The sequence below is a fragment of the Reichenbachiella sp. genome (genome assembly GCF_039969095.1).
GTDB lineage: Bacteria > Bacteroidota > Bacteroidia > Cytophagales > Cyclobacteriaceae > Reichenbachiella.
Genome location: NZ_JBDVOL010000017.1, coordinates 358,666 through 375,792, shown reverse-complemented (window position 1 = coordinate 375,792; position 17,127 = coordinate 358,666). Strand labels below are relative to the sequence as shown.

Sequence of the window (17,127 nt, the reverse complement as noted above, 5' to 3'; positions counted from 1 at the left end):
CTTTACTATCTTAAAATCTTACATTGACTGTAAGATTATACAAAGAACCTAATTGACTAAAATGATAGCCGTCATAAGTCATTTGCGAATATCTCTGGTTGAAAGTGATGAGGTTTGATTGAGTTTGAACCTGAGCTGGATCATTCAATATGGTCTCACCTGTTGCGTTCAATGCTTTGAATTCCCACTCAGGAAGAACATTCAAGATGTTGTTTACATTGAATGAAATATTTACGTTATCACTTGCTCTATAATTGATACCAAGGTCAGTTACTACTTTAGGCTTGAATTCTGTCTTCAAATTAGCATCCATTCCTTGCTGACGGAAAGTAGTCGTACCGAAATATGTATTGTTTAATGATAATCCGAATTTGCCTATGTCGTAATTCACACCTAGAATCCACTTCGTTTTTGGTCTTGACGTAAAGAAAAGCGCTTCCTGCGTTTCATTCACAACAGACTGACCAGCCCCTTCAACCAGATCAGGGTTTTTCACATCGCCATCTCTTTCGTTTTCGATAGTATAGTTCCCCGATAGAGTAAAGCCTAATGTTCCGTTTCCTACACCGAGATTTTTATAATTAGCAACAAAATCAATTCCAGAAGTTTTTGTGTCGAGTGCATTTACGAAGAAACTTACATCACTCAAATTATTGTCCGAAAGAACTTGATCTAGAGGTGTATTTCCAGCAGTGGTAGGGCCTATTTCTGTACTTAGAACAATTCTGTCGGTTACTGAAATGTTGTAGTAATCTACCGTAATATCGAAATTCTCGCTTGGTCTCATTCCCAATCCAATGGTGAAGTTGAATGATTCTTCTGCGTCTAACTGAGGAATCCCTAACAGTTTAGCTTGAGGTGAAACATTGTTAACTAACCCACCAACTTGAATTCCAGAACCTGGCACAAAACTGTATTGTGCTTTTTGTGTATAAATCTGATGCAAGGTGGGAGCTCTGAAGCCAGTAGATGCAGATGCTCGGACGGTCATTTTATCGTCCATCAATTTGTATCTCGAACTCAATTTCCAAACAAATGCTTGCCCAAAGTCACTGTAGTTTTCAGCACGGATTGTACCGTTTAATAAGAAATCTTCAGTTATGTCATATGATAAATCAAAATAACCACCAAAGTTGTATCTATTGAATTTGCCCGAATTTTCCGGTGTATTTCCTGCAAAAGAATCTGCACCACCGCCATCATAAGAAGCTTTACCTCCTTCAATCACGGTGAACGTCTCATTTCTAAATTCAGCACCAAAGGCCATGGCTAAGGAAGATGATATTTCTTTAGAAATATCAATATTACCTACTATGTGGTTGAACCTTGTTCCTCCTGGATCAAAGCTAATCGGACTATTTTCTCTATAAAGAGGAACAGTTCCAATTTCCCCTGCGTCAATGACATGATCACCATTTGCATCTGTCCAAACAGGGCCGGATGAAACATCATTACGGTTATGAGAATTTCTTACTTTATATGTTTGGGTGTTTCCACCAACGGTAAAACTTCCATCGTAAGTCCAGCCATTCATTTCAGACCGTACTCCCAAGGTACCATTGAAATCGTTTAGTAAACCATCAAATGTTGGTACATATCCATCATATCCACCAGGGTTGGTTGGGTGGTTGCCAGGAAAAAAATCGGCCAAGTATGGCATATCAGTCACAGTTCTCCAATAGGGTGTTCTGTAGTTGGCGTAGCTATTCACATTTTTGTAAACATATGCTCCATTGAAATAGCCTTTGGTATTGTTACTAATATTGAATCCACCATTCATAAGAAACTTAGCTGCAGTCGTCTCAGGAGAGCCATTAACATTTCCAGCATCTGGTCTTCGGTTTAAGAATTCTTGCACATCGGAAATATCAGCACCGAAATCTGCTGCTTCTCCAGCTGCATTCACTGTTCCTGGTCTATTGGCTAATTCTCTTTTTGAGAAATCAACAGTGTAGTTAAGGAATCCTCCATTTCCAAGACTAGTACCAGCATTCAAACTTACACCGACTGACTCTCCATCACCTTCACCAGTTATACCAGCGCGCATTGTTACAGACCCATAATCCACATCATCTTTCAAAATGATATTCATTACTCCTGCAATTGCATCAGACCCATATTGTGCAGAAGCACCATCTCTCAGGATTTCAACTCTTTCGATAGCGTCCTGAGGAATAGCTGAAATGTCTGCACCAGTTTCACCTCTACCAGGAGATGTTTGTGTATATAGTAAGGCACTCAGGTTCTTTCTTTTTCCGTTGATTAGAATAAGTGTTCTACTTGGCCCCATATTTCGAATTTCATATGGATCAAGAAGAGAAGTCGCATCATTGACTGGCGTTTGTACCGAATTGAAAGATGGTACGCGATAAGTAAGAGCCTTATCGAATGTATTCTGACCTGTACTGGTAAGTTCTTTGGCGTCTAGGATGTCTACAGGAACAGCTGTATCAATATTTGATCTAGGTCTACTTCTTGTACCAACTACCACGAGTTCGTTGAGTAATTCTACATTTTCTTCGATCGAAACATTCAAAGTTTTGTTTTCGCCAGAAGTTACAGTTACACTTGTGGTTTTCTTGTTATATCCCACAAATGCGATAGTTACATTGTGCGTGCCTGCTGGAACTTTTAATTCATATGCGCCATTCACGTCAGTGATTGTACCGTTGCTACTAGAGATACTCACGGTTGCACCAATTACTGGACCGTTTTTGTCAGAAACGGTGCCGCTGATTTGCTGAGCATGAAGCCAAAAAGGCATGACCAGCAACATTAAAATCTGTAATAATTTTTTCATGTTAAATTTATTTTAGTTGATATAGATATAGGCGAGGTTATCCTTCGCTTGTTTAGATATACAGTTAAGGTTGGTATAGCACCCACTCCACAAGAAGAAAATATTTTTTTAAGAGCAAAAACAGAATAATCACCCAGACTTACTCTTTTTTGACATATTTTAATTGGCATGTACTTTGGCTCTATTGATTTAATAGTATCTTAACATAAGAATCATAACCTTGAGAAGAAAAGTGGCGTTCTTTGGGGTAGAAAATAGTTGCAATCGAGCAGCTACCAAAGACACAGCGGGGATGACCAAGAAAAAGTAGATCGTCGCGAAAGGGGTTTTACAAACAGGAAGCCTCAGCTGAACTGGCTAACGCCGGTTTTTTTTGTGCCTAATTTTTCTGTTTTCGCCATTTTCATTCTCGTAATCTGTCATTTGACAGGTATTATCATGATATTAAAATCGCTAGTCAATGCCATCACCCATAGTTATCCAAATGGGGCACCCGTAGATTTGTCTTACAATTTTAATATGAGAAAATGCTTACATCGGGGTATTGGGGATGCCGGTACTCCGAATTTTCAAAACTAAAATTCACAATCATGACAAATACAGTTGCAATAACTCCCTATCATAAAAAACTTGTACGAGCTACTTTCTGGATGGTAGAACCAAAAGCAGATGAGGCAGCGGAAATTTTCTATGCCAAACTTTTTGAAATGAGCCCTGAGCTAAGACCTCTCTTTAAAGGTAACATGAGAGAACAAGGGAGAAAAATGATGGAAATGCTAAGCACAGTAGTAAAAGGGCTGAACACACTAGATGTTTTAGCTCCGCTGGTTAGAAGCATGGGAAGAAGACACGTGAACTATGGAATCAAAACAGAACATTACAACATGGCCGCTGCGGCGCTCATGTATTCTCTCAAAGAAGAACTTCAAGATGACTGGAATGAAGAAGTCGAGTCTGCTTGGCTCGAAGTATACGAAACAGTTTCAGATATCATGCAATCCGCTTAATCATGACATTTAAAAAATACATACGCATCGCTATTAGTTTACTCTCTTATGTTTTGATCATGCTGCTAGTAATAGCAGGATGAATAGAATCTAAAAAGTGATTCCGCCAAAGATTATTTCTATCACTTGATCATTGGCGTCTGGCAAGTAGCTATAGCGAACCCCCATATCTATCAAAGGCAACAATCTAAACAGGTTGAAGTTGAAGGATACTTCTGCTCCTACAGAATAGAAAAGATCATCTGGTTGACCTGCGTTCATCCCAATACCCTGATCCAAGAACACATTGGTATAAACTCGCTGCAAATTAATAATTGGCCCTACATGCCAATCTAGATAGATCAGTGGCAATTTATAATTGAACGAAAGGTTGACAAATTGATCAAAGGATTGATAACTGAATCCTCTGGTAAAAGTGATAGGGCTTGAAAAAAGGTATTCCTCCTGATTGCTTTGTTCATAAGATCCTCGCAATTGAAAAGAATGATGATTGAACAGCCCTGGAAAATACAAATTGGATTGAGCGGAGAAAAGTTCTCCTTGAATTGTTCCACCCAATGGTGTATGCTGATAGCTAAGATATATCGTTTGCCCCCATTTACTATTCAAATCTAAAAACGACCGTTTGAGTAATCTAAAAAATGAAAAGTTGTAATTGAGAGCAAAGAGTTTCTGATCGTCTGACATCAGGTCTGGTGGCAGTTCATAATCATGGGCATGGATGTAAGTATAATTCACACCTAAATTTGCTGAACGGTTGTATCTACTATTGGTTAAATAAAAAGGAATTCTAATTCCTGACTCAAAAACATCCTCTGTCCAATTGTATGAAACTACCGAACCATCATTTCTACTAGCAAGAGCAGACCTTTTTCCAAAACCATAAGACAAATCAATGATTGGATAAAATGCCTGATAGCTCATATTCACATTACCTCTCCAGGTTTTTTCATTGTTGTTGTAAATGGCGCTTGCAGACATGGTGGTAGTTTCTAGCAGATCTTTGGATGTGATTCCTATCGAATAATCATTGTCTGTGGGTATGGCATTGAGTCCCCAGGTGTGTGGTCGAAAAGCTTTAGCCACTTTAGGGTATTTTGATGCTACATACCCAGAATCTGGGTAGTTGTACAGCACGTCTTTAAACCCTTCCTCTTCCACCATTTCTTGCTGAAAGTTGAACCCTACATATTTAACTTCATCTATCTTTTTCCATGCATTAGGATAAATATTCACGACTGCGATTTCAAACCCGTCTGCGGTGTACTCATTGTACAAAAGCTTTTGGTCATTTGAAACTCTGGGGTGAAATGCGCCGAATTTTGAACTGGTGACTTGGTAAGTTTCTTTACTTTCAAGTTTGATCGCATGAATATTGTCTATTCCGTTAAAATCAGTTGCAAAGTATAACCAACCTTCTTGTAAAACTGGATTTCCTAGATTCTCCTTTTCAGAAAAGTAAAGGGTTTGTTCCTTCCCACTTTGTATGCTTTTTAGAATAATCGCTTTGCCCTCACCCTTATTTTTCAACAACAACAGATTTTCTCCAGACGCATCAAATTGCGGAACAGAATATAATGCGTTGTCTGGGTTTTCAAATGATTTTACCAGATCACCACTTTTAGCATTTAACAAATGGACATTAAATATGCCATCAACTGATTGGTGTATGGCTGCTACTAAACTGCCATCATTGGAAATCGAAGGAGCCAAATACTTCGACTTTTTTGTCAGTCGGGTGGCTTCCCCTGTCTTTAGGTTTAGTTTTTTAATAACAGAATAGGTTCGCCTTTGCCATCTAGTGTCCAATTCCAATTCTGTCCAAACCACAGTGGAATCATTTGAGCTTAGTGCTTCTGGATTTAGCCAAGTACCTAATTCATAAATCGTTTCTTCCTTTCCATTTTCATCTATCAATACGAAAGAAGCAATGTCAGAAAACCCAGTTTTCACCACGAGAACCTGATTAACCAAGACCATTCTTGGATAATAGTAGTTGGTAAATTTCTTGTTTTGTTCATGAGCCAATTGAGCAAAAGCTGTTGGTTCGATTTGATTCAATTGCTCCGTATATAAACGTTTCTGTTCGGCAAGCATTTCGTCGTAGGTTGGGACCAAATGTTTGCCAGTTTCTTTTTTCATGCTATTGGAGAAAGTGAAAGGCATGTAAGGCTGAGCAAATGATCGCCCGACCACTCTATCCCAAACATCAACACCACCTTTGTTTTTTAAATAGGTAGTCATCAAATAGCCTGTCACATAATGATTCGGAACAAAGTCTTTATAGGATTTTAGATATTGCTTGTAATAGTTGAACCCGTCTTTTTCTATTAAGTTAGCTTTGAAAGCCATCAAAAAGGAAGGTATTCGGCCTCTGCCTGACCTACCAAAAGCCGTTTCAACTCCCACGGCATCTCCTTCAAAAAACCATTGTGGAGCTGCAGCTGCAGAGGCAAGAAAAGGGCCATACTCACCGGTTAGAAAGTAAAGAACCTTATTGAATGGCGTGATGGCTTTTTCGAATTGTACCATGTGTCTATACTCATGCACCGCCAATCGTTCCAACCATCTGTCGTTTCCCTGATGACGATAATCTTGTGGCTCGTACATATAAAACTCAGAATGGTAAGGTGCTACTGTAACAAAACCATTCGAAATGGCATGTTGATTTTGAAGAATGACAGGAAACCTTCTTGGGCTTGCACCTAAAGAGTGGCTGGCTGGTGAATAAATGTTTTCGAGAATATTGGTGGTTCGTTGAGCTTCTTCTTCCAGCCCTTTGGGGTAAATGATTTTGAAATGCTCACTCTTGATTTGTTGCCATTTGATAGATGGCGGCAGATTGGGTAATTCTTGAGCGACCAGACTAGAAGTCAAGAACAGGGAAACTAAAAATGGAAATCTAAACTTTTTTAACATTATTAAAGCGCTTCTTTAAATGCCTTTACCAGTTTATTCATATCCTTGTCATCATTATATACATGTGGTGCCACACGAATAAATTCTCCCCTAATTGAAACACTTACACGGTGAGTTTTTAATGATCTAGCAAGATTTCCCATTTTTTCCATTGGAAATTTGACACCAAAGAGGTGAGATCCTCTTGCGTCGGAGTCTTCTACATATAAGCCCAATTCTTTAATTTGTTTCAGAGGCCCAGCAATGAGGTCAGAACAATATTGCTGAATATTTTCAACACCCCATTTTCTAATTTCTTTGATTGAAGCAATGAGCATGGGATTAGCGATAAAGTTGCTTTGCTGACCCATGCCATAGCGCATGGCGCCTGCTTCATATTCATCCTGATAATTGACCAAGTTGGCAAAGTCGTCACTATGTTTTCTATTGATCCAATTTTGTTCAATGGGCTCACCTCCATCGAACTTTGGGCCATAGTACGCTAGTCCACTGGTATATGGTCCAAGTAGCCATTTGTATCCCGCCACTATGAGAGCATCTGGTTTTATTTCCTGAATATCAAATGGCAAGGCTCCTATGGATTGTGTTCCATCAACGATCAAGGCAGCACCGACTTCATCACACCTTTTTCGAATGGCTTTTAGGTCAAATAATGTACCGTCAGCCCAATGCACATGCCCGAGACTTACAGCTTTAGTTTTTTCGGTAATCGAGGCTAAAATACTCTCATTCCATTTTTTTCCTCTTTGTTTTTCTGTTTTTGGAGGTGAGACCAGTATCAAGTCTGCTTCGTTTTTGTCGCAATGATTTTTCCAAGGGTAGACGTTGCTAGGAAACTGACCCGCTGTGAGTACTATATTTTCTCCTTTTTTGATCGGAAGGTTGTTGACTACGTTACCTATGCCATATGAAACGGAAGGAATCATTACGATTCGGTTCGGCTCCGGGTTATTGATCAGATCTGAGTATAAAATTCGAAGAGTATCAGCATCTTTAAAAAAATCTTCTCCTGTAACTTTGTTTGGTTGTCGTTTTGCTTTGATGCCTTCCATTCCTGCTTTTTCGACTTTCCTTAGAAGTGGAGCCATATAGGCACAATTCAGATAGGCAATTTTTTTGTTAAGGTTAAACTTCTTTCTTTGACAGTTCATATAATGTTTGGTTGAGTCGAAAGTTTAATATTAGAGAATAAAGCCCAATCTGATGGATAAATATTTAGTTTTTGAATCTAAAGAACAGGCTGAGCGAGTCATTCCACTAAACCAAATCAAAAAGATTCGAATTGGTAAACTAGAGATTTGTATGGCTAATACCAGAAAAGGTTTTCTTGCTTTTGAAAAAAACTGCCCCCATTTAAGCGAGGATTTGAGTAAAGGAAAAATTAACCCACAAGGAGAAGTAGTGTGTCCTTGGCATACTTTTCGATTTGATCTACAAACTGGTGATGAGTGTGAAAATCGGTGCGATGAGCTTCTTACTTATCACACCGATTGGGAAAACGAACAGTTATTTGTGATCGTTTGATTTTATTCTCCTGACTTCAATTCTGGTAATTGGTAGTCTGTGAAAATGCTAGATTCCTTCATCAATTCTTCGATTTCATCTGATTTACGAGGTGCTTTATTGGACATCAATTCACATCCATCTTTAGTTATCAAATAATCATCCTCGATTCTTACTGGAATATCCCACCATTTCTTATCTGATGGACTGCCACTCGGAATATAAATACCAGGCTCGATGGTAATTGTCATGTTTTCTTCCAAATCACCGTACATGCCTTTGTCGTGCACATCAAGACCAATGTGATGGCAACACCCATGAGGATAATATCTGTTTCTACCAGTTTCAGGGTTGATTACGTCTTCGTCTGCAACACTTTCATACAGCCCCAACTCGACCAACCCATTATTCACGATCTCTTTAGTCGTTTCGTAAAGCACTGAAAAAGGAATACCTGCTTTGCAAGTGTCCGCGGCTGCTTGTTGTGCTTCATAGACCAAATCATAGATCAATTTTTGCTCCTTAGTGAATTTTCCATTGACAGGTATGGTACGGGTGACATCGGCAGTATATCCATGGTACTCTGCTCCTAAATCCATGAGAATTAACTCTCCGTCTTCAATAGCGGGTTTGTAGTTGTCAATATAATGAAGGGTACATCCATGGTTTCCAGAACCCACAATACTTGGGTAGCCTTCATATTCTGCTCCGTATTTTTTGAATACAAATTCATGAATTCCTTGAACTTCAGCTTCAGACATGCCTGGTCTCATCGCCTTCATAACTTCTACCTGCCCAATAGTAGAAATATCTACGGCCTTGGCAATCAGCGCTAATTCTTCTTTGGTCTTCACTCCTCTGAGTTCTCTCATTAAAGTATCTAAGTATACTACATCTAGATTATTTTTTTGTGCCTCAATTGCCAAATCTCCCTGATTGTACCCAGCTTTTTCCTTGAACTGCTCGATCAGGTCGTACAGATCTCCTTCTTCTCTCGTATCTCTTACATCGTTTTGAAAGTCATAAAACATCACTTTATCAAACTTGGAAAAGTCAATATTAAAAGCTTTGAAGTCTGGGTTTTCAAAAGCCATTTGAACATCCAGCTTTTCTGAAGCTCCGTCTTTGCCTAATCGCGGACCATCATATAATTCTTTTAGCGCATCCCGACCTCTCACAAAAAGAATTTCGTTCAGCTTTTCTTCATTGATCTGTTGTTCCTCTTTAAATATCAACAAAACACCGTGCGGCTCCTTTTGTCCGGTCAGATAGTAGAAATTCGGATCCTGATGGTAGATATAATATACATCATTGGCCCTATTACGGATCGGGTTAGCAAAGAAGACGGCTACAGAGTTTGCTGGCATTTTGGCCCTGAGTTCGGCACGTCTTTCTTTATGAAACTCACTATTCAAATCGTCTGGACTCACCTTCTGCTGGGCTGAGGCTAGCACAGGCAACAGGCATAAAAGGATTCCTAAAATTTTTCTCATTTTAAAACATTAATGGTTTTGATTGCAACTTACTTATTGGGCTATGAATTTACCAATGACAATGTGAGTAAGCGGAAAACTGATGATTTGAATGGTCACAAAAAAAGCCTTGATCTATGATCAAGGCTTTCAATATTTTTTAGTGTGTACTTAGGCAGCTTTCTTAAAGCTTTCTTTTTTCACAGAAACTTCCAATTTTTTAATGTGGATCATTCCTAGTTTATCCATCACCCACATGATCAAATATGTTGGGTCTATTTCGTGCCAACGTACACCACCAAAATTGGCTCTATTGCCATGCTTGTGGTGATTGTTGTGATAACTTTCGCCCATCATCAAGAAATCAAAAGGAAGAAAATTTTTCGAGGTGTCACCTACTTTGAAGTTGACATAGCCATAGACATGGGCAAACCAGTTGATAATGGCGCCATGAATAGGAGCCATCATAAAGGCTACTGGTAGGAACAACCATTGCCACCATGCTGTAGCAAACTCGTAAAAGAATAAGGTATAAGCTGTACCCCAAGCGAGTCTAGAGATCCAAGAGCGAGCAAACTTGTCAAAAGCTTCCCACTCTGGCACATTGTCAGTAAAGCGGCTTTCTACTTCAACTTCTTTACTGGTAATGGCTGAATAGGTTGTTTTGGTTCGCCACATCATAGCAAACAAGTTTTTGTCATACTTAGGAGAGTGTACGTCTTTTTCTGTATCCGCATAGGCATGGTGCATGCGGTGCATGACGCCATAGCCATAGGCACTTAGGTAATTGGAGCCTTGAAATACCCAGGTAAGAAAATAACAAAGCTTTTCTCCGAACCGAGACATAGTAAAACTCTGATGCGCAGAATATCGATGTAAGAAGAAGGTTTGAAAAAACAAACCACCATACCACATCACCAACATAAATATTAATATTTCCATTTCAATTTTTTGTAATCCCAATTACAAGGACAGTATCAATCCTTATTTGTGACAAAGTTCGACAAAAAAATCAATATTTTTTGATCGCGTGCTTTTTGACATCCGTATCTCTATCTTTGCGGATTGTTAAAATTTCATTTTCAATGGCGGAAACTCTAGAAAATCAGGTAATTCAAAATATAGATCAATTAGACCCTCGGGACTTTATAATTATTAAAGGGGCAAGGGTAAATAACTTGAAAAACCTGAGCGTAGCCATTCCCAGAAACAAGCTTGTGGTTATTACAGGACTGTCAGGTTCGGGCAAGTCTTCATTGGCATTTGATACGCTTTTTGCAGAAGGTCAAAGAAAATATGTGGAGAGCTTAAGTTCTTATGCACGTCAATTTTTGGGCCGGATGGAAAAACCTGAGGTTGATTACATCAAAGGTGTGTCGCCAGCAGTAGCCATAGAACAAAAGGTAAATACCCGAAATCCAAGATCTACAGTGGGTACGACCACGGAGATTTACGATTATATCAAATTGCTTTATGCAAGAATAGGACAGACTATTTCTCCTGTTAGCGGAAATCCTGTGAAGCGCGACACGGTTTCTTCTGTGGTCAATGCAATAAATGAGTATGAAGATGGTACAAAGTTCATGGTAAGCGCACCTCTAACGCTGGCCGTTGACCGTACACTTGAAACGGAATTCAATATTCTTTTGAGCAAAGGCTTTACAAGAGTTTTGGTAAATGGGTCTTTAGAACAAATTGAAGATTTAGATGCACAAAGTGTAGACGTATCAAAAATCGAAATTCTAATTGATAGATTGAGTGTAAGCAAAGACGACGAAGATGCTACTTTCCGTTTGGCTGATTCTGTTCAAACTGCTTTTTTTGAAGGCCATGGAGATTGTATCATTCACTTTCGCAATGGTGAACCGAGCAAATTCTCCGATAGATTCGAGTTGGACGGTATCTTATTCGAAGAGCCATCAGTAAACCTATTCAGTTTCAATAATCCATACGGTGCCTGTCGCAAATGCGAGGGTTTTGGAAAAGTGTTAGGCATAGATCCAGATCTTGTGATTGCGGATAAAAATCTGTCTGTTTATGAAGGCGCCATTGTACCTTGGAGAAGCGAAACGATGAAAAAGTGGTTGCAACCGCTTTTGCAAATGGCTCATGATATTGACTTTCCAATTCACAGGCCGGTGAAAGACCTTTCGGAGAAGGAGTATAATTTACTATGGGAAGGCATGGGAAAATTCGAAGGATTACACGCCTTCTATGCTTTTATCGAATCTCAATTGCACAAAATTCAGTATCGAGTAATGCTTTCTCGCTATCGCGGAAAAACGACTTGTCCAGATTGTAAAGGGACTCGATTACGCAAGGACGCATTTTATGTGAAGGTTGGTGGTAAGCCCATTTCGGAACTAGTGCTCATGCCTCTGGACAAGGCTTTAGAATTTTTTGACTCTCTGGAATTAAGTGATTATGATCAAAAAGTAGCCAAAAGAATTCTGAAGGAAATCCAAAACCGATTGAGCTATATGAAAGAAGTGGGCTTGGGATATCTAACCCTAAATCGCCTGACTTCTACACTTTCTGGTGGAGAGTATCAAAGAATCAAACTAGCAACTTCATTGGGAAGTGCACTAGTAGGCTCCATGTATATTTTGGACGAACCAAGCATTGGACTTCATCCGAGAGATACTGCTCGATTGGGCAATGTCCTGGAAACGTTGAAGCGATTGGGTAACACGGTCATAGTTGTAGAGCATGAAGAGGAGGTGATGAAGCGAGCAGATCAAATCATCGATATTGGGCCAGCGGCCGGAATTCACGGTGGCGAGTTGGTTTTTCAAGGAGATTGGAAAGCAATCTTAGAAGAAAAAGAATCGGTAACTGCTAAGTTTTTAAATGGGATTGAGTTTATCCCAACCCCCTCAAATAGAAGACCTTGGAAACATAGCATAGATATTTTAGGAGCCCGAGAAAATAACCTCAAACGCATTGATGTCTCAATTCCTTTGGGAGTTCTCACTGTGGTGACTGGTGTTAGTGGGTCTGGGAAATCTACTTTGATTCGAAAAATACTATACCCAGCTCTGGGAAAAATCGTGGGCGTAACTGGAGAAGAGACAGGCAAGTTTGGTGAATTGGATGGTGACTACAAAATGATCCAGCGTATGGAAATGATCGACCAGAATCCATTGGGTCGAAGCTCTCGATCAAATCCCGTGACTTATGTAAAAGCCTACGATGCCATCCGCCAGCTTTATTCAGATCAACCAACAGCTAAACAAAGAAATCTAAAGCCTGCTCATTTCTCTTTCAATGTTGATGGTGGGCGTTGTGAAACTTGTCAGGGAGAAGGAGAAGTAAAAATCGAAATGCAATTCATGGCAGACTTGCATCTAACTTGTGATGAGTGTAAAGGCAAAAGATTCAAAGAAGACATCCTTGAGGTGACTTACCAAGACAAACACATCGCTGATATTTTGGACATGAGCATTGAAGAAAGCCTAGACTTCTTCAAGGATCAAAAAACAATTGTGTCAAAACTACAGCCGCTTGATGATGTAGGTTTAGGTTATGTTAAACTTGGTCAGTCTTCTAACTCTTTGAGTGGAGGTGAGGCACAACGCGTGAAGCTAGCCTCATTCCTTGGGAAAGGCCAATCCGCAAACAAAGAGAAGATACTTTTTATTTTTGATGAGCCAACGACAGGACTTCATTTCAAGGACATTGAAAAGTTATTGCATAGTATTAATGCTTTAGTCGATCAAGGAAACACGGTGTTGATTATAGAGCACAATATGGAAATTATTAAATCTGCCGACTGGATTGTGGATTTAGGACCTGACGGTGGAGACCAAGGAGGAGAACTCTGTTTTGCAGGAACGCCTGAAGACCTGGTCAAGTTGGATGATAACCATACTGCGAAGTATCTAAAGGAGAAATTAAACTAATGGTGACCACTGGATTAGAATCGCTCAAGAAGAATAACTCCAACCTAAAGGGCAATGTAGGTTATCTCTGTCATGCAGCCTCTGTGGATTCGAACTACACACATGGCATCGATGTGATGAAATCACTCTTTGGCAGTAGACTGAAAAAACTTTTCTCACCGCAGCATGGACTTTTTGCTGACGTTCAAGACAATATGGTGGAGACGCAAACTTTCCATCATCAGCATTACGATTTGCCAGTTTACAGCTTGTATTCTGATACCAGAAAACCAACAAAACAAATGTTGGAAGGTTTGGATCATGTGCTGATAGACCTTCAGGATGTTGGCACAAGAGTTTACACTTATATCTATACCATGACTTACATGATGGAGGCTTGCGCTGAACATGGTGTGGAAGTAATCATATTGGATCGTCCCAATCCTATTGGTGGATTAAAAGTAGAAGGGAATATTCTTGACGCTACATACAAGTCTTTTGTTGGTCGGCATGAATTGCCCATGCGTCATGGGATGACGATGGGTGAAGTGGCATTAATGGCTAACAATTTCTGGGGAGTAGATTGCAAACTTCAAGTCATAGAGATGCAGGACTGGAAGCGTCAGATGCATTTTATGAACACTGATTTGCCTTGGGTGTTGCCCTCACCTAACCTGCCCAACCCCGAAACAGCTTTTTCTTTTGTAGGCACGGTCCTATTTGAAGGCACCAATATTTCGGAGGGTCGGGGTACGACCAAGAGTTTAGAAACCATAGGTCACCCAAGAATTGCCAATTATACTTTAGAGAAAGAACTTAAAAAGACATTTGACAAAGATGGACAGGGTGGATTTATTCTACGGCCAGTATCTTTTATGCCCACTTTTCAAAAACATGCTGGTCAGGTTTGTCATGGATATCAAATTCATATTTTGGATTATGAAGTATTTTCTCCTTGGCATGTTGGACAAATATTATGTAGAGAATTTTATCAACACCTGGGAAGAGAATTTCAGTGGAAGCAGCCGCCCTACGAGTATGAAGAAGAACTCTTACCGATAGACATATTAAACGGCACGGATTTGATTCGAAGGTGGGTAGAATCTAATGGATCTTTCGAAGAATTGATTTCCATAGAATCAGAAAGAAAAACTGACTTTATGAAAAAAAGAGCTGAAATATTAATCTATTAACATTCACTTTACAAACTACTTAGTTTTTATCGTTAATTTTGGAACCAGTTTGCCCAAAACTGATTTGTAAGTGTTTTCACAGACACGTAATCGTATAAACCAATTCCTATGATCCCGGGGAATGTTGGTTCACGAATTTCTTATATAATTTCAAATCGAAAATATGGCAACTAAGCAATCTTCAAAAACTATAATTGTCTCTAATAGACTTCCTGTAAGAATCGTCAAAGAAGGCGATAAACTAGCTTTCACTCCTAGTGAAGGTGGGTTGGCTACTGGATTGGGTTCTATTTACAAGCAGGGAGATAATATTTGGTTGGGTTGGCCAGGTGCTGTGCTGAATAGTAAAGCCGAAGAAGATCAGACCAAGAAGGAATTGAAGGCTCAGAATATGGCTCCTGTATTTCTGACTGATGATGACATAGAGCTATACTATGAAGGGTTTTCTAATGAGACACTTTGGCCTAATTTTCATTATTTCAATCAATTCTCTGAATTCAACCAAGAATATTGGGAATCTTATAAAGAAGTAAACCAAAAGTTTGCTGATCAAATATTAAAGAATGCTAACCCAAACGATACCATTTGGATTCACGATTATCAGTTGTTGCTTTTGCCTGCTTTGATCAGAGCAGAAAGACCAGAGATTTCGATTGGATTCTTTTTACATATTCCATTTCCTTCTTATGAGTCATTTAGGCTTTTGCCCTGGCGAAGAGAATTACTTTTAGGCATGTTGGGTGCTGATTTCCTTGGTTTTCATACTTATGATGATACTCGACATTTCCTGTCTTCTGTGAGTCGATTGGCAGGTATAGGGAATGAGCACGGTCATATCAATTACAACAATCGTCAAATCATGGCGGATGCTCTCCCTATGGGAATAGACTACAACAAATACGCTGAAGTTGCAGCTGCACCCGAAACACTAGAGCGCGAAGTTAGATATCGAACCAGTATAGGCAGTGAGCAATTGATCCTATGTATCGATCGATTGGATTACTCCAAAGGAATCCCACAAAGACTCAAAGCATTTGAAAAGTTACTAGAGAAGTATCCAGAGTATTTGGAGAAAGTATCCATTCTCATGGTGGTGGTTCCTTCGCGAGACCAAGTAGGCAAATACAAAGAGTTAAAAGAAGAAATAGATCTTTTGGTTGGTCGTATCAACGGTCGATACTCTCGATTGAGCTGGACTCCAATACATTATTTCTATCGTTCATTTCCATTGCATGCACTTTCTGCTTTTTATCGAATGGCTCATGTTTGTTTAGTGAGCCCTATGAGAGATGGAATGAACTTAGTTTGTAAAGAATTTATTGCCAGCAAGCTGGATAAAAAAGGCGTACTTGTACTTAGTGAAATGGCAGGAGCTTCCAAGGAGCTTTCGGATGCGCTATTGATTAATCCAAATAACAGCCATCAGATGGTTGAGGCTATTCGAGAAGCATTAGAAATGGATGAAAATGAACAAATGCAACGCATGACGGTCATGCAGAATACGCTCAAGAGATATAACATATACAATTGGGTGGATCTCTTTATGAATCGCTTGGCAGTTGTGAAAAAGGCGCAGCGTTCTTTGACTACTAAATTGCTTGACGAAAAATCTACTAATACCCTAAAAACAGCCTTTAAGAAATCAAAAAAGCCACTTATATTTTTGGACTATGACGGGACTCTGCAAGGGTTTTATGGTGATCCGCTAGCAGCCATGCCCGATGAAGAACTTTATGGCATTGTAAATAGCCTCACTAAAAAAGCGAATGTCGTGATCATCAGTGGAAGGGACAAATCGACACTTGGCGATTGGTTTAAAGATAGCAAAGTGGATCTCATAGGCGAACATGGCGTATGGTTGAAAGGATATAGGGAAGAATGGCACACCATTACAAACCTCACAGATTCCTGGAAAGAAGCCATTAGTGAAGTGTTGGATGGCTACGTAGCAAGAACGCCTGGGTCATTCATTGAAGAAAAAGACTACTCTTTAGTTTGGCATTACCGCAAAGTGGAAACGGGTCTGGGTGAATTAAGAACTCGAGAGTTGACCAGTCATTTGAAGTATTTAGCCTCTAATCAAAACCTACAAGTGCTTGAAGGTGATATGGTAGTAGAGATCAAAAGCACTGAAATCAACAAAGGTCGGGCTGCACGAAATTGGATGAAGCGATATGAAGGAGCCGACTTCATTATGGCCGCTGGAGATGATTGGACTGATGAAGATACTTTCAAAGTCATGCCAAAGGATGCCTTTACGATCAAAGTAGGTAGCTCAAATTCTGCAGCTAAGTTTAGTGTGAACAGCTATGAAGATGTGAGAGCATTGTTGAAACGTATAGCAGATTAAGT

The 17,127-nt window shown here is 39.6% G+C and carries 10 protein-coding genes; 5 read left to right on the top strand and 5 right to left on the bottom strand.

What is annotated here, in order from left to right; translation table 11 throughout:
* Positions 1-10: 10 nt before the first annotated feature.
* Positions 11-2,800, bottom strand: a complete 2,790-nt coding sequence (locus ABJH98_RS19660) for a TonB-dependent receptor (protein WP_348309489.1) — start codon at positions 2,798-2,800, stop codon at positions 11-13.
* 590 nt (positions 2,801-3,390) lie between these two features.
* Here ABJH98_RS19660 and ABJH98_RS19655 point away from each other — a divergent pair.
* A complete protein-coding gene (locus tag ABJH98_RS19655; protein ID WP_348309488.1) occupies positions 3,391-3,807 on the top strand; it encodes a globin family protein in 417 nt (138 codons plus the stop codon).
* Between the two features lie 90 nt (positions 3,808-3,897).
* Here the strand turns inward: ABJH98_RS19655 and ABJH98_RS19650 are convergent, their stop codons facing one another.
* Together ABJH98_RS19650 and ABJH98_RS19645 are read right to left on the bottom strand one after the other, a co-directional pair.
* On the bottom strand, positions 3,898-6,726 hold the full coding sequence (locus tag ABJH98_RS19650) for a hypothetical protein (protein ID WP_348309487.1): 2,829 nt from the start codon (positions 6,724-6,726) through the stop codon (positions 3,898-3,900).
* Between the two features lie 2 nt (positions 6,727-6,728).
* A complete protein-coding gene (locus tag ABJH98_RS19645) occupies positions 6,729-7,877 on the bottom strand; it encodes an aminotransferase class V-fold PLP-dependent enzyme (RefSeq protein WP_348309486.1) in 1,149 nt (382 codons plus the stop codon).
* A gap of 52 nt (positions 7,878-7,929) precedes the next feature.
* On the opposite strand from ABJH98_RS19645, the gene ABJH98_RS19640 reads away from it, so the two are divergent.
* A complete protein-coding gene (locus tag ABJH98_RS19640; RefSeq protein WP_348309485.1) occupies positions 7,930-8,250 on the top strand; it encodes a Rieske (2Fe-2S) protein in 321 nt (106 codons plus the stop codon).
* A 2-nt stretch (positions 8,251-8,252) separates the two neighbouring features.
* On the opposite strand, the gene ABJH98_RS19635 is transcribed toward ABJH98_RS19640, so the two are convergent.
* Together ABJH98_RS19635 and ABJH98_RS19630 are read right to left on the bottom strand one after the other, a co-directional pair.
* On the bottom strand, positions 8,253-9,722 hold the full coding sequence (locus ABJH98_RS19635; protein WP_348309484.1) for an aminopeptidase P family protein: 1,470 nt from the start codon (positions 9,720-9,722) through the stop codon (positions 8,253-8,255).
* 150 nt (positions 9,723-9,872) lie between these two features.
* On the bottom strand, positions 9,873-10,643 hold the full coding sequence (locus ABJH98_RS19630) for an acyl-CoA desaturase (protein ID WP_348309483.1): 771 nt from the start codon (positions 10,641-10,643) through the stop codon (positions 9,873-9,875).
* Between the two features lie 143 nt (positions 10,644-10,786).
* On the opposite strand from ABJH98_RS19630, the gene uvrA reads away from it, so the two are divergent.
* The 3 genes from uvrA to ABJH98_RS19615 all read left to right on the top strand — a co-directional run bounded on the left by uvrA (position 10,787) and on the right by ABJH98_RS19615 (position 17,125).
* The gene (gene uvrA / locus ABJH98_RS19625; RefSeq protein WP_348309482.1) at positions 10,787-13,603 is read left to right on the top strand and encodes an excinuclease ABC subunit UvrA; all 2,817 of its coding nucleotides are present in this window, start codon (positions 10,787-10,789) and stop codon (positions 13,601-13,603) included.
* The gene (locus tag ABJH98_RS19620) at positions 13,603-14,775 is read left to right on the top strand and encodes a DUF1343 domain-containing protein (protein WP_348309481.1); all 1,173 of its coding nucleotides are present in this window, start codon (positions 13,603-13,605) and stop codon (positions 14,773-14,775) included. Before uvrA ends, ABJH98_RS19620 begins: the two co-directional genes overlap by 1 nt.
* Before the next feature lie 163 nt (positions 14,776-14,938).
* Complete coding sequence (locus ABJH98_RS19615) at positions 14,939-17,125, top strand: bifunctional alpha,alpha-trehalose-phosphate synthase (UDP-forming)/trehalose-phosphatase (RefSeq protein WP_348309480.1); 2,187 nt, start codon at positions 14,939-14,941, stop codon at positions 17,123-17,125.
* The last annotated feature ends 2 nt before the right edge of the window (positions 17,126-17,127 follow it).